Raw genomic sequence first — 14884 nt, 5'->3', positions numbered from 1 at the left:
AGCTACCCATCCCACAGATTACTTCGCGAAGGTGCCACTAAACAGGGAGTTCATAAATCCAGTGGTGTAGGTGTAGGTCAGAGTTTTGTCAATGACGAAGGCGCCGATGGCGCCGCCGATGGCACCAGCAATGCCACCATAGATCATGCCGACGCCTTGGCCGATTGATCCAACACCTAAAATGCCGCCGCCATCACCGCCGCGGGTTCCACCCCAGATGGAGCCAGCAAAAAAACCAGCAACGCTTCCGACAATGCTTGCCTCAAGACGCGAAGCCAAGTCGCCGCCGGACACGTTGTTCATTTCGTTTGATGTTAATTCACGCATTTTATATCCCCTAAAGATTTAGTCCAAAGTTAATGTTAACCACTTGTACAATGTGATATGTATCACAATAACACATCAAATAATGAAAGTCATTCAAACAACGATTTAATATTCTGATGGAGAATAATCTTAATAATATATATTTAACCGAGAAATCATCGCGCATTCACTAATACCGGAAGATACTGGCGACGATTGATTATTGAATTAAATAAATTTAAATATTTGATTCGCAATAATTGATCATCGGTATCTCGAACACAATCTCTAACTTTCATATCGAGAATGTTCGAGATGTTCTTCTAATAACCTTGGAGCAAAGAGAAATTATGCGTGAATTGACATTGACCGAAATTGACAACGTATCCGGTGCCGATCTCGGTTCGCGGCTTAACGCAGCTATCGTAGGTGGCGTTGCTGCTTTTTTTGCTGGCTCCATCTGGGGTGGAACCCGTGGTGGTGATGGCGGCGGCATTTTAGGTGTCGGAACAATCGGCCAAGGCGTGGGCATGGTCTATGGCGGTATTGTTGGTGCCGTCGGCGGCGCCATAGCCGGCTTCGTCCTCGACCAGAGTGTCACATACTCCTACACTAGTGGGTTTATGGCCTCTCTCTTTAACGGCACCTTCGCTAAGTAATCTGCTTAAGCCGCAGACTAGGCAGCTGGATATATTCCAGCTGCCTAGCCCTTTTGGTAACCCTTGTTGCACATATTAATAGAAATACACCACCCGCCTAAGTGAACAGCTTACTGATGGCCAGCACATTCCATCTGACTACGGTGTATCGCCCGCAACCATCATTAAAGACGCGCCAACCTTACTTCAACTCAAAATTTTGCGCGCCATCTGTGCGTTCCCATAGGGACCACTGCCCAGCAAACTGGCGACCAAGAGAACTGAATACCCTTTCGATTCTGCTCGATAGTTTGAACCAAAGGTCGGCCAAACTGGCCGATACCGTGTCTTCATTAACGTCGCTGAGATTTGTATTGAACACCTGACCGAATAAGCCACACATCTATCTCTATATAGTTGGCTCAACATCACCCGCACACCGATCATTGAGCACTCCAACATCTAATCCATTCAGCAGCCTCCCACTATCGCTGCATACACACAAATACATAGAAATACTGCGCGCTTCGTGACTCCCCGCAACCTGTTGCGACACCTAAACAGGCTAGCTCCAGCTACACTTCAACATCATTTAGCAAGGAGTTACTCATGTCACTACCCGCCTTCAAGGCCTACGACATCCGCGGCCGCGTGCCAGATGAATTAAACGAGGACTTGGCCCGCCGCATCGGCATCGCACTGGCGGCACAGTTGGACAGAGCAGCCCCTGTGGTCCTGGGCCACGATGTACGCCTGACAAGCCCATCACTACAAGAGGCACTGTCAGCCGGCCTACGTGCCAGCGGCCGCGAGGTGATTGATATCGGCCTCTGCGGCACCGAAGAGGTCTATTTCCAAACACAATATCGCAATGCGGCTGGTGGCGTGATGGTCACCGCCAGCCACAACCCGATGGATTACAACGGGATGAAACTCGTACGCGAGCAGGCACGTCCGATCAGCTCAGACACCGGCCTATTCACAATCCGCGATGCTGTTGCCACCGACATCGCAACCATTACGCCCCCCACTGCCGCAGAACATCAGTATCTGGACAAGTCAGCCTACATTGCACACCTGCTGAGCTACGTCGACAGCAACGCCCTCAAACCACTGAAGCTGGTCGTCAATGCCGGCAACGGCAGTGCCGGCCTAATCGTTGACCTACTCGCCCCACATCTACCGTTCGAATTCGTGCGTATATTCCACGAACCGGACGGCCACTTTCCAAACGGCATTCCAAACCCACTGCTGCCTGAAAACCGCGATGCCACCGCACAAGCCGTCAAGCATCACGGTGCAGACCTTGGTATCGCCTGGGACGGAGATTTCGACCGCTGCTTTTTCTTTGATCACACCGGTCGTTTTATTGAAGGTTACTATCTCGTCGGCCTCTTAGCCTCAGTGATTCTGTCCAAACATCCTGGTGGAAAAATCGTGCATGACCCACGTCTCATCTGGAACACCGTCGAAATGGTTGAGGCTGCCGGCGGCATCCCGGTACTGTCCAAGAGCGGCCATGCCTTCATCAAAGAAAAAATGCGTAAAGAAAACGCCGTATACGGTGGTGAGATGAGCGCTCACCATTATTTCCGCGAATTTTCCTACGCCGACTCAGGCATGATCCCATGGTTACTGATCGCCGAACTGATCTCACGCAGCGGTCGCTCCCTGGCCGACCTGGTCGAAAGCCGCATGCAGCAATTCCCGTGCAGTGGTGAAATCAACTTTAAAATCACCGATACCAAAACCGCCACAGCACGCATCATGGACCATTACACAGCACAATCTCCGACGATCGACCATACCGACGGAATCAGCGCCGACTTTGGAGATTGGCGTTTCAACCTGCGCAGCTCCAATACCGAACCGCTACTACGCCTGAATGTGGAAACCCGCAACAATGCGGCACTGCTAAAACAACGTACTGATGAAATTTCAGCACTGCTGCGCACCTGAAACACCTTCCATCTGCTTCCCACCTCCCCCATGCATGGAGTTAGCCTCGCCTATGAACGATATCCTTCCCGTGATCCTATCCGGCGGTTCTGGCACCCGGCTATGGCCACTATCGCGCGAAGCCTATCCCAAACAGTTTCTGCCACTGGTCGGCCACCACAGCATGCTGCAAGCCACATGGCTACGCGCCGCTCCCGTGACAACGCATTCACCCATCGTCGTTGCCAACGAAGAACACCGCTTTATTGCCGCAGAACAACTGCAGCATTTGGGCGTGTATCCCTCAGCAATTCTGCTTGAACCCACAGGCCGCAACACCGCCCCGGCAATCGCCGTGGCCGCACTGGAAGCAACACGGACCGGCAACGATCCACTGCTCCTCGTCCTACCGTCCGACCACGTCATCCGTGACGAAACAGCGTTCCAAACTGCCGTCCATGTGGCCGCCGCCGCAGCCGCTCAAGGGAAATTGGTCACCTTTGGCATCACCCCAAACACCCCGGAAATTGGCTACGGCTACATCAAAGCCACCGGCAACGACACAATACGTCCCGTTGAGCGCTTCATCGAAAAACCAGATCTGGCCACCGCTCAAAGCTATCTGGCCTCCGGCGACTATTTTTGGAATAGCGGCATGTTCCTATTCCGCGCCTCACGCTACCTAGCAGAACTAAGCACCTTTCAACCAGCAATCGCCGAAGCCTGCCAACGGGCATGGAGCGCAGCAAAGCGCGATACCGACTTCATCCGATTAGATAAAGAAGCATTCGAAAGCAGCCCAGCGGATTCTATAGATTATGCAGTCATGGAACACACCGCCGACGCCGTCGCCGTGCCACTAGACGCCGGCTGGAACGATGTCGGCTCCTGGTCGGCCCTACATGAAGTCTCCAAACAAGATAACGACGGCAATGCCCACCAAGGCGATGTGATCCAAATCGACTGCCGCAACACCTACGCCTATGGATCGCGTCTGATCGCAATGGTTGGACTGGAAAACGTGGTGGTCGTAGAAACCGATGACGCCTTATTAGTCGGCCATCGTGACAGCATCCAGACCGTCAAAGAGATCGTTGGCAAAATCAAAGCAAACGGACGTCCCGAAGCCACCTGGCACCGCAAAGTCTACCGTCCGTGGGGTGCATACGACTCCATCGACACCGGCCAACGCTTCCAAGTCAAGCGCATCACCGTCAAGCCCGGCGGCACACTCAGCCTACAAATGCACCATCACCGTGCCGAACACTGGATCGTGGTCAGCGGCACCGCCGAAGTCACACGCGGCAGCGAAATCCTATTACTCACCGAAAATCAGAGTACCTATATCCCCCTCGGCGTCACCCACCGCCTACGTAACCCAGGGAAACTGCCGCTCGAATTGATTGAAGTACAGTCCGGCAGCTATCTCGGTGAAGATGACATCGTGCGTTTTGAAGATACCTATGGTCGTACTTAACACTCAGGTCCGGGGCCGCAGCAGCGGCCCACGTGATCACTGCGGCATTCCCAATAGCTACACAACACAGCTGGTGATGCGGTGATGCACAGCGACCCAACACCGTACTGACATAGCCAAGCACACCAAGACACACCCTCGCCCCCGAGTCTCAGCAAACATCATCCCACTTCACCTTTAACGCGACCTCTTGACGATCTCGTCCAACACACCGCGCACGCCCTGACGCCAATCTGGTAACACGATCCCAAACGCCTCCACCAACGCCGTCGTATCCAGACACGAATACCCCGGACGCCGCGCCGCAGTCGGATACACAACACTCCCAATGGCCTGTACCTGCGGGACCCGCATCATCAAACCGCATGCCTGCGCCTGCACGAAAATCTCCTCAGCAAAACCATGCCAACTCGTTTGACCGGCCGCCGTCAGATGCCAAATACCCGCATGCCGACTTTGCACCTGCTCCACCAACAACTGCGCAGTAACATCCGCAATCAACCCCGCCGCAGTCGGCGTGCCGATCTGATCCGCCACCACCCGCAAACACTCGGATGTCGCACCCAAACGCAGCATAGTGCGTAAAAAATTGTGGCCATGCGCCGCATAAACCCAGGACGTACGCAAAATCAGAGAACACCCGCCCGCCGCCCGGACCGCACACTCCCCAGCCAGCTTACTCGCACCATAAATATTCAACGGCGCGACAGGATCATCCACACCGTACGGAGACGTACCCTGCCCATCAAACACATAGTCAGTGGAATAATGCACCAGCGGCACCCCATGCTCCGCACACCAATGCGCGATCACACCTGGTGCCTGGGCATTGATACGGAACACCACATCAGGCTCAGATTCCGCACGGTCAACCGCCGTATAAGCAGCCGCATTCACCACCTGCACTGGCCGCTGCGCGTCAAGCAATGCGCGCAGCGTCTCGGGCTGACCAAAATCCGCCTGCACACACCCCACCCCATTCGGCAACCGTCCACTGCGCGTGACGGCACACACCACACGACCACTCAGTGACCGCAGCAACTCCTGACCAATCTGACCACCCGCCCCAAAGACCAACACCGTCACGGCACGTATATCGGCAAACGATCAATAGGGACTTCCTCCATAAACGGCGCTTTCTGATCCTTAGCCGAGAGCAGCGGCGCAGCAATCGGCCAATCCACACCAATCACCGCATCATTCCAACGGATGCCAGCATCGGCCTCCTTCACATACACATCCGTACACAGATAGTTGAATACCGCACGCTCAGACAACACCACAAACCCGTGCGCAAACCCTTCCGGAATCCATAACTGGCGCTTGTTTTTGGCACTGAGCAACACCGCTACCCAACGCCCGTAATGCGGCGAGCCACGGCGGATATCAACAGCAACATCGTAAACCTCACCCTCCAACACACCGACCAACTTCCCCTGCGGACGCGGCCACTGATAATGCAAACCACGCAAAACACCATAAATTGATATGGACACGTTACTCTGCACAAAGCGCGATGACATCCCCTGGTGCTCGAAACACTCCGCATTCCATACCTCAAAAAATTCACCGCGCGCATCATCAAACACCCTCGGCTCAATCACCAAACAGCCTGGCAGCGCCGTATCAATCACCTTCACAGAGACCGTCCCCGCTGCGCTAAATTCAACAAATACTGCCCGTAAGCATTCTTTGCCAACGGTGCCGCCAAGCGCTCTAAATGCGTCGCATCAATCCATCCTTTCCAGAACGCGACCTCCTCAGGACAACACACCTGTAAACCCTGCCTCGTCTGGATCGTTCCAATAAAGTTGGACGCATCGTGCAACGACTGATGGGTCCCTGTATCCAACCAGGCATAACCGCGTCCAAGCGCCTCCAAGTGCAACGCACCTTCTGCCAAATAACGGCGATTAAGATCAGTAATCTCCAACTCACCACGCGCCGAAGGCGTCAGTTCCGCAGCAAATGCAGGCGCACGCCCATCGTAGAAATACAACCCCGTCACCGCATAGTTAGAACGTGGCTGCGCCGGCTTCTCCTCAATATTAATCACTCGTCCGTCCCCATCGAACTCCGCCACCCCATAGCGCTCCGGATCACTGACCCAATAACCAAACACGGTCGCGCCCACGGTGCGCGCATCGGCATGACACAGCGTGTCCGTCAGACCATGACCATAAAAAATGTTGTCTCCCAAAATCAGACAACTTGGCTTGTCATCGATAAATGCACGGCCAATCAAATAAGACTGCGCCACACCATCGGGACTGGCCTGTACCGCGTAGCAAATCTCCATCCCCCACTGCGTACCATCACCCAACAGGCGCTGAAACAACGCCTGCTCATGCAACATCGTGATCACCAGCACCTGGCGAATCCCTGCCAACATCAACACACTGAGCGGGTAATAAATCATCGGCTTGTCATACACCGGCAGTAACTGCTTACCGATCCCTTGAGTGATCGGATACAACCGTGTCCCGGCCCCACCCGCCAAGATGATGCCCTTGCGCTGTGTCATGGAACGATTTCCTGATATGAAAGTCTGCATATGGATACGCACTCTTTACCGAACCTAAGGCCTTACACCGCAGTCAGTAGGCCCTCAACGCGGTCACGCCCTTGGAGCACCGCACGTACCCAATCCTGATGCTGCAAATACCAATCCACAGTCAGCGCAAGTCCCTGCTCAAAGCGATACACCGGCGCCCAGCCTAACTCACTCACCAACTTGGACGTGTCGATCGCATAACGGCGATCATGCCCCGGACGATCTGCAACATGAACAATCTGGCTTTGATAACTCAGCCCATCGGCACGCGGGCGGCGCTCGTCAAGCAAACGGCAAATCATGCGGACCACTTCAAGATTCTCACGCTCGGCCTGCCCCCCGATATTGTACGTTTCACCCACCCGCCCTCCAGCCAATACAGCACACAGCGCGGTACAGTGATCGCCGACAAACAGCCAATCACGCACGTGCCGCCCATCGCCATACACAGGTAACGGCTCACCCGCCAACGCCTTGGTGATGACCAGCGGAATCAGCTTCTCCGGAAAATGATATGGCCCATAGTTATTTGAACAATGCGTGGTCAGCACCGGCAATCCGTACGTATGGTGAAACGCACGGACCAAATGATCAGACGCGGCCTTTGACGCCGAATAAGGCGAATTAGGTGCATACGCCGTCCTCTCTGTAAATGCGCCCGTCTCCCCCAAACTGCCGTAAACCTCATCTGTGGATACATGCAGAAAACGGAACGCAGCACGCGCCGCCTCCGGCAACGCCTTCCAGTACCCACACACCGCCTCCAACAACAGCAACGTGCCAACCACATTGGTCTGAATGAACGCAGCGGGAGCATCAATCGAACGATCAACGTGACTCTCAGCAGCAAAATTCAGCACTGCATCCGGGCGATGCGTATCCAGCAAACGGCTCACCAACGCACGGTCGCCAATATCACCATGAACAAAAAGATGCTCCGCGCACCCATCAAGCGCAGCGAGCGTCTCCAAATGACCCGCATACGTCAGAGCATCAAGATTAATCACACGATGCCCGAAGCTAATCGCTTGCAATACAAAATTACCGCCGATGAAACCGGCACCACCGGTCACGAGCCACGTTGCCAATCCCATTCTCCATCAAGCACCACACCCCTGCACCTGACAGGGACCGTCTAGCACCATAGGATACCCCGGTCACATACCACCACGGTTGACATCCAACAACAGCCACTCCAATCAACTGACACAGGCACAGAACCACCACATGCCCCGTAGAATTGGCACACTTGCGTATAACCCACCACCGCAACCTAACTTTCACGCATCAGTTCCAGGACCTCCACACAATGAAAATCCTCGTCGCCTATAAGCGCGTGGTTGACTACAACGTCCGCATCCAAGTGAAACCCGATGGATCCGGCGTGATGACAGAAGGTGTTAAAGTATCTGCCAATCCTTTCGACGAAATTGCTCTCGAAGAAGCGCTACGCCTGCGTGATGCAGGCATCGCCAGCGAAGTCGTCATCGCCACACTCGCCCCGAACGACGTGACCGCACACCTTCGCAACGGACTGGCGATGGGGGCCAACCGTGCTATCCACATCGTCACCCACACCACAGTACAACCACTCACTGCGGCACGCGCTCTACTCAAACTGGTTGAGAAAGAACAGCCAGCACTGGTAATCCTGGGAAAACAGGCCATTGACGACGACGCCAACCAAACCGGCCAAATGTTGGCCACACTATGGGGGCGCCCACAGGCCACCTTTGCATCAAAAGTGACCATCGCTGATGGCAAAGCCACCGTCACCCGCGAAGTCGACGCTGGTTTGGAAACACTGCACATTGATCTACCGGCCGTGATTACCGCCGACCTGCGCCTAAACGCCCCACGCTTCATCAAACTGCCGGACATCATGAAGGCCAAGAGCAAACCACTGGAAACCATCGCCTTCGCCGACCTTGGCGTAACAGCGCATGATAGCCTGCAAACCACACATTACGCCCCCCCCAAAAAACGCAACCAAGGCGTGATGGTGAAAAACGTCACCGAACTGGTGACCCTCCTCAAGAACCAAGGAGCCCTATCATGACCAAGCTGCTTATCATCGCCGAACACTTGGATGGTCAACTCAACGCGGCAACGGCTAAAACTGTCAGTGCAGCGCTTGCACTATCACCCGAAGTCATCGACATCGCCGTACTAGCTGCCATCCCGGACAGCGTCGCCGCGCAAGCCCGACACATTGCAGGTGTCACACGCGTACTCACCATTGCCAACCCTGCCAACAAGCACCCGATTGCACAAATACTAGCCCCACAAATCGCCGCACTCGTCCAAACCAACAGCTACACCCACGTGTTCGGACCCTCGACAACGTTTGGCAAAGACCTCATGCCCGTCGTGGCGGCACTACTCAACGTCAACCAAATTTCGGACCTAATGGGCCTCCAAGACGCCTACACCTTCACCCGTCCCATCTACGCTGGTAACGCAATCATCACGGTGAAAGCACCTACTGATCAGATCGTCGTTGCCACCATACGCACCGCATCATGGCCAGAAGCCACGAAAGGCGGCAACGCCACCATAGAAGCAGTAACGGTCTCAGCACACCTACCAAACCACACCCGCTTTCTCAGCCTGGATGTGCACACCTGCGACCGTCCAGACCTACAAAATGCCAAACGTGTGGTGGCTGGTGGCCGTGGCCTTGGTTCCCCAGAAAACTTCAAATTGATCTATAGACTCGCTGACACACTCGGTGCGGCAGTCGGTGCTTCACGTGCTGCAGTGGACGCCGGTTACGTACCGAACGAACTGCAAATCGGCCAAACCGGAAAAATCATCGCCCCGGATTTGTACATCGCCATCGGCATTAGCGGTGCCATCCAGCACCTGACCGGGATCAAAGATGCAGGGACCATTGTCGCCATCAATCAAGACGCCGATGCACCAATCTTCGAGATCGCCGACATCGGCTTAGTCGGCGACCTGTTTCAACTCATCCCAGAACTGGACATGGCTCTCAACAAATAAGCTTCCAGAAAAAGCCCAAATCTGGGAGCTCATCCATCGCCAACAACACTGTGAAATAACCTTTCATGTGCTGGTGCATCGACCAAAGCTCACTGGATATCACCGTTTCATTCAACGCAATAGAGAGTCAACACAGCAACACCGGAGACAAAAGCCAAAAAACAGAAATAGGGAAAGAGCACCGCGCTTTCAAGCATAACGAGCGATGCCTCACACCTGAACCAACCCCTTGTGAACGTTTCGACAACAACCCATATTAAAGCGCACAATAGCCCCCCTGAGGCCGCTCAGTTGCGGCGGTGCTCTCCGGAGTTCTCATGTCAAATCCATCTTCTACGCCGCTGCTGTTTGCAGATCTCGGCCTCTCCGATGCTGTGATGCAAGCCGTCACAAAAATCGGCTACGAAACTCCGTCGCCCATCCAGGCGGCGACCATCCCAGCCTTGCTTGCTGGGCGCGATGTGCTGGGCCAAGCCCAGACCGGCACTGGGAAGACTGCCGCATTCGCGCTACCGTTGCTCACACGCACCGTTCTGAACCAGGTCAAGCCGCAAGTGCTCGTACTGGCACCCACCCGCGAACTGGCTATCCAAGTTGCCGAAGCATTCCAGCGCTACGCTGCCTCAATCTCTGGCTTCCGTGTCCTACCCGTGTACGGCGGCCAATCCTATGGCCAACAACTGGCGGCACTGAAACGTGGTGTCCATGTGATCGTCGGTACCCCGGGCCGGGTGATTGATCACCTAGAGCGCGGCACCCTGGATCTATCGGAATTAAAAACGCTGGTCCTCGACGAAGCCGACGAAATGCTGCGTATGGGTTTCATTGAGGACGTTGAAGAAGTCCTACGGAAGTTGCCCGCTTCACGCCAGGTCGCTCTGTTCTCGGCAACCATGCCACCTCAGATCCGCCGTATCGCACAAACCTATCTACAAGATCCGATTGAAGTCACCATCGCTACCAAAACCACGACCGCGGCCAACATCCGCCAACGTTACTGGTGGGTCAGCGGCCTCCACAAGCTTGATGCACTCACACGCATTCTTGAGGTGGAAACCTTCGACGCAATGATTATCTTCGTGCGCACCAAAGCTGCCACCGAAGAATTGGCCGAGAAATTGCAGGCACGTGGTCTGACCGCCGCAGCGATCAATGGCGATATGCAACAAGCGCAACGCGAACGCACCATTCACCAACTCAAAGATGGCAAGCTGGATATCCTCGTTGCCACCGACGTCGCCGCACGTGGTTTGGACGTAGAACGTATCAGCCACGTGCTGAACTACGACATCCCTTACGACGTTGAGAGCTACGTCCACCGTATCGGACGCACTGGGCGTGCCGGTCGCAGCGGCGAAGCAATCCTCTTTGTGACTCCGCGCGAAAAAGGCATGCTGCGCCAGATTGAACGTGCCACTCACCAACCGATCGAAGCCATGCAACTGCCCAGTGTGGATGCAGTCAACGACACACGCGTGACCAAATTTTTCGGACGCATCAGCAATGCTCTGGTGGTCGGCGCTGAAATCGACTTCTACCGCAAACTGCTGCAACGTTTCGAGAGCGAGCACAATGTCCCTGCCATTGAGATCGCTGCTGCCCTGGCACGACTCCTTCAGGGGGATAGCCCCTTCCTGCTGAGTGTCCCGACGCGCCCCCAACGTGAGCGCAGCGAGCTGGCATCCGAGCATCATGTCAAACGCCCCTCATCCTTCAAGCAGACAGAGCGTCCAAACAACACTGAACACCCCAAGCGCCCCCAACGGAACGCACCTGCCCGCAATGTCCCAGAGTTCGGTATGGAGTCTTACCGCATCGAAGTCGGCCGCATGCACGGTGTGAAGCCAGCCAATATCGTCGGCGCTATCGCCAACGAAGCTGGATTAGAGAGCCGCTACATTGGCCGGATTGACATCCGTGACGATCACTCGGTTCTGGATCTCCCCGCAGAAATGCCACACGAGATCCTGCAACACCTAAAAAAGGTCTGGGTATCAGGACAGCAACTACAAATGCGTCGGATCGACACAACCGAAACAACCACACCTGCACGGGAATTTAAGTCAAAACCGGGTGGCGCTGGCAAATTCCCGCCGAAACCCCATCACAACAAATCAACCAAACCAAAACCACCATACAGCGGTTGAATCCCCTGCGATCGCATTAATCCACAGCCGCGCGCGCCCACCGACATCCCTTCCGTGGGCGCCGTGCTGAAGCATTACCGCCAACCTTTACACAATGCGATACAACCCAATGATGTGTCATACCAAATTCTGAAACACCATGCGTGGTATGCACGGCACATCAGCGCTTTATATTCAACCAAGGCATGCTTGCTTCTTGATGGCCTACTCACATCCTGAAAAGCACGTGACTACTGTGAAACAGAAAAAACACGCATGATCTGATCGCGGTGCCTAATGACACACACCTACATCACTGCATCCCCTCTTTACTGTTGATGAGCTGAGCGATGCCGCTACTGCGGGGACGACGCCCGACCACGCCGCTCCAACATCGGATGTAATAAGACCACGCCAAGAACAACTGCCACGCCTAAATAAAAAAGTCCTGTCAGCTCGCGCTGCTCACCGAGCAACACAATCGCCAGTGCAATCGAGTAGACCGGCTCCAAATTAGTCACCAACTGGAGCGAATAAGCACTGAGATAACGCAGTGCGACCAGCGACAACGCAAACGGCAGCAGGGTGCACGCAAATGACAATATGAGCAACAGGAAAATGTCATGCGCGCTGGGTATCTGCCACGGCATCTCATGCAACGTCGGAAACACCAGCGACAACAGCAGCATCAATCCTGTCAGTGTCAAAATGCCAGACCCCAGCTCCAAAGCAGTGACAGTCAACGGATCAGCGTGCACCACCATACGTTTGTTGAGCGAACCGAATAACGCAGCTAATAACGCCGACACAACACCAATAAAAATACCAATACGCATGCCATCGGGGACCCCACCCACCACAAGCGCCACGCCTGGCAGCACCATCAGCCCCAACAGCAGCTCACGTGCCCGGAACGGCCGCCCCACCACACAAGGTTCCACCACCGCAGTAAACACCGGTGCCAATGCAATGCAGGTTGCTGCCACCGAAGCATTGGCCAATTTGACCGCACTATAAAAAGCCAACCAGTGCAACGCCACCAATGCACCAATACCAGCATAAGCAAGCATCACACGCGGATGCAGCGCACGTAGACCACGCCACACACGCGGCAGCAACACCAATGAAACAACAACCATTGTCATCCGCCACCACACCAGCGGCAACGCTTCCAAAGTAATCAACCTGCCAAAGATCGCAGTAAATCCCCAGAGCAAGACGCAGACATGGATTTGCAATTGCGCCGTGCGCACTTTGGAAGAGATCAGCATCTTGACTATTGTCCCTGAAATTATCTTTTCACTGTGCCGATGTCATCTCACGCAACTCTAAATAACCGTCACATTTATTCCGAATCGCCTGAGCGCAACTGGCCATACCGCGTGGAATATTGCAAAAATCCGACCATCGCAGGGGCGCTAGACGGGAAACGACATGTGATGCTGCTGACCATCAATGAAATAAATGCCCCACCGAAACGTATGAACAATGCCCATGCCAGATGTCTTCTTCAATGTACGCGCAACCGACGGCAGCACAAGGGATTCAACAACAATCACGGCCAACAACAACTGAAATCAACATCAAACCGCAAATCCAAACAACCGCTCCCCATCCAAGCTGTGCCAGCATCCACCAACAAAGTCAGCCGCAACGGCTGCCATGCTCAAAAACCGCACTACTCCACTGGACACTCCGAAATTTTGGAAGCACATCGCTGTGCATCACACATGACCACATTAGATGTAACGCCGCCCTCTGCGTTCATTGCACATCAAATCCCGCATAAATAATGCATCAAGCACAGATGCAAGTGATCGGTCTCACACCCAACCCACTGCAGCAGTGCCTTCCAGTGATTGGTGTTGGCATCCTCCACATCACTGCAAGCCGCATCACACTAAGTAGAATCAAGGCCACTTGCGACGGATTCAAGCCATGAGGAGCAGATCTCATGCGACCTTGGGGACATCCTGGTCGTGGTCCTGATGCTGCTTCTGTCTCAGCGCTGGGACGATGAACGCGATCAGCACCCATAGATATTCGGCCGTTTTATACCCGACGCATGCCTGCCTAAAGAATACGTTGATGAAACAACTGCGTGCGTTGATGCAGCCATCCGTAATGGTGGTAGTGCTGCCGATGTTATTCACTGATTCCAGTCTAAAAACCAAGCTACGTGTGCTGCTACACACGTAGATCCTACTGGTCGTGATCGTCATTGTGTCTGTCTGCTTCCTCAGCAAACATGTGCTGTGTTGAGGGTGAGAACCATCGCCAAGCAATCGCCATTGGCACGCCGACAAATCGGCGCCATGGACAAAAACTATGCAACAGCAATATCAGGAACATCGAACCAGATTTTTAAGGGGCGCTCTGATACAGAGGATGCACACGATCATGCTTGGACTGATAGATAGCCAGCATTCATACACCACCAACGCTGCCAATTCAGCACAACATGCTGTCTGCTCATTTCACACCTGCCCCAAGTGCGTGCATCCTGACTCCACACAATCTAATATTTGTGACACTTTTTCTACGAAACCCCAAGCAAATCGCAGCGCAAGGTCCGCTGCTCACCGGACTCACGCATCTTAACAACACCGGCAACATACAGACATTGGCCTCCTAGTGTTGCATAGCGATACAACAAGGAACGCCATGATGATTAATGACAGCAAGGCTTCATGCGTGATGCGCACCATTGCTGATGACAACGTGCTGCTACACCAAAGCCAAGTTTCAGTCATTCAACTCGGAACGTAACGAAAGCTGTTTAAATATGATCAGCTCATTCAGCAGCCGCAATAATTGCCGCGTTTACCTTTTTGGGGAA

General features: G+C 54.1%; 12 protein-coding genes and 2 pseudogenes. 7 read left to right on the top strand and 7 right to left on the bottom strand.

Annotation, left to right across the window (positions count from 1 at the left end; genetic code table 11):
• Positions 1-18 precede the first annotated feature (18 nt).
• Entirely contained in the window at positions 19-327 is a 309-nt protein-coding gene (locus tag F7G16_RS01110) for a hypothetical protein (protein WP_004572928.1), read from the bottom strand.
• Positions 328-656: 329 nt separating this feature from the next.
• Here F7G16_RS01110 and F7G16_RS01105 point away from each other — a divergent pair, with 329 nt between their 5' ends.
• The 3 genes from F7G16_RS01105 (at position 657) to F7G16_RS01090 (ending at position 4359) form a co-directional block, all read left to right on the top strand.
• Positions 657-965, top strand: coding sequence for a hypothetical protein (locus F7G16_RS01105; RefSeq protein ID WP_004572929.1), 309 nt, complete (start codon positions 657-659; stop codon positions 963-965).
• Positions 966-1553: 588 nt separating this feature from the next.
• The gene (locus F7G16_RS01095; protein WP_004572931.1) at positions 1554-2903 is read left to right on the top strand and encodes a phosphohexomutase domain-containing protein; all 1350 of its coding nucleotides are present in this window, start codon (positions 1554-1556) and stop codon (positions 2901-2903) included.
• 52 nt (positions 2904-2955) lie between these two features.
• Positions 2956-4359, top strand: a complete 1404-nt coding sequence (locus tag F7G16_RS01090; protein ID WP_011097545.1) for a mannose-1-phosphate guanylyltransferase/mannose-6-phosphate isomerase — start codon at positions 2956-2958, stop codon at positions 4357-4359.
• Between the two features lie 177 nt (positions 4360-4536).
• On the opposite strand, the gene rfbD is transcribed toward F7G16_RS01090, so the two are convergent.
• The 4 genes from rfbD to rfbB form a co-directional block, all read right to left on the bottom strand.
• Positions 4537-5445 (bottom strand): dTDP-4-dehydrorhamnose reductase, encoded by a 909-nt coding sequence (gene rfbD / locus F7G16_RS01085; protein ID WP_004572933.1) that lies wholly within the window; start codon positions 5443-5445, stop codon positions 4537-4539.
• Positions 5442-5999, bottom strand: a complete 558-nt coding sequence (rfbC, locus tag F7G16_RS01080; RefSeq protein WP_011097544.1) for a dTDP-4-dehydrorhamnose 3,5-epimerase — start codon at positions 5997-5999, stop codon at positions 5442-5444. Before rfbC ends, rfbD begins: the two co-directional genes overlap by 4 nt.
• Positions 5996-6883: a glucose-1-phosphate thymidylyltransferase RfbA gene (gene rfbA, locus F7G16_RS01075; RefSeq protein ID WP_004572935.1), complete on the bottom strand. Its 888-nt coding sequence runs from the start codon at positions 6881-6883 to the stop codon at positions 5996-5998. The genes rfbC and rfbA overlap by 4 nt, the downstream gene beginning before the upstream one ends.
• A gap of 62 nt (positions 6884-6945) precedes the next feature.
• On the bottom strand, positions 6946-8007 hold the full coding sequence (rfbB, locus tag F7G16_RS01070) for a dTDP-glucose 4,6-dehydratase (RefSeq protein WP_004572936.1): 1062 nt from the start codon (positions 8005-8007) through the stop codon (positions 6946-6948).
• A gap of 215 nt (positions 8008-8222) precedes the next feature.
• Here rfbB and F7G16_RS01065 point away from each other — a divergent pair, with 215 nt between their 5' ends.
• The 4 genes and pseudogenes from F7G16_RS01065 to F7G16_RS12855 all read left to right on the top strand — a co-directional run.
• Positions 8223-8972, top strand: coding sequence for an electron transfer flavoprotein subunit beta/FixA family protein (locus F7G16_RS01065; RefSeq protein WP_010892794.1), 750 nt, complete (start codon positions 8223-8225; stop codon positions 8970-8972).
• A complete protein-coding gene (locus F7G16_RS01060) occupies positions 8969-9919 on the top strand; it encodes an electron transfer flavoprotein subunit alpha/FixB family protein (RefSeq protein WP_004572938.1) in 951 nt (316 codons plus the stop codon). Before F7G16_RS01065 ends, F7G16_RS01060 begins: the two co-directional genes overlap by 4 nt.
• 317 nt (positions 9920-10236) lie before the next feature.
• Positions 10237-11569, top strand: a pseudogene (locus F7G16_RS01055) (DEAD/DEAH box helicase); the annotation flags it as partial.
• 128 nt (positions 11570-11697) lie between these two features.
• Positions 11698-12066: pseudogene (locus tag F7G16_RS12855) on the top strand (DbpA RNA binding domain-containing protein); the annotation flags it as partial.
• A gap of 335 nt (positions 12067-12401) precedes the next feature.
• On the opposite strand, the gene F7G16_RS01050 reads toward F7G16_RS12855, so the two are convergent.
• On the bottom strand, positions 12402-13313 hold the full coding sequence (locus F7G16_RS01050; RefSeq protein WP_172632650.1) for a DMT family transporter: 912 nt from the start codon (positions 13311-13313) through the stop codon (positions 12402-12404).
• Between the two features lie 684 nt (positions 13314-13997).
• Positions 13998-14267, bottom strand: coding sequence for a hypothetical protein (locus tag F7G16_RS01040; RefSeq protein WP_014607583.1), 270 nt, complete (start codon positions 14265-14267; stop codon positions 13998-14000).
• Positions 14268-14884: the final 617 nt, after the last annotated feature.

It is taken from the genome of Xylella fastidiosa (assembly GCF_011801475.1).
GTDB classification, from domain to species: Bacteria; Pseudomonadota; Gammaproteobacteria; order Xanthomonadales; family Xanthomonadaceae; genus Xylella; species Xylella fastidiosa.
The sequence above is the reverse complement of the archived record's forward strand: the minus strand, read 5'-3'. Positions and strand labels throughout refer to the sequence as shown.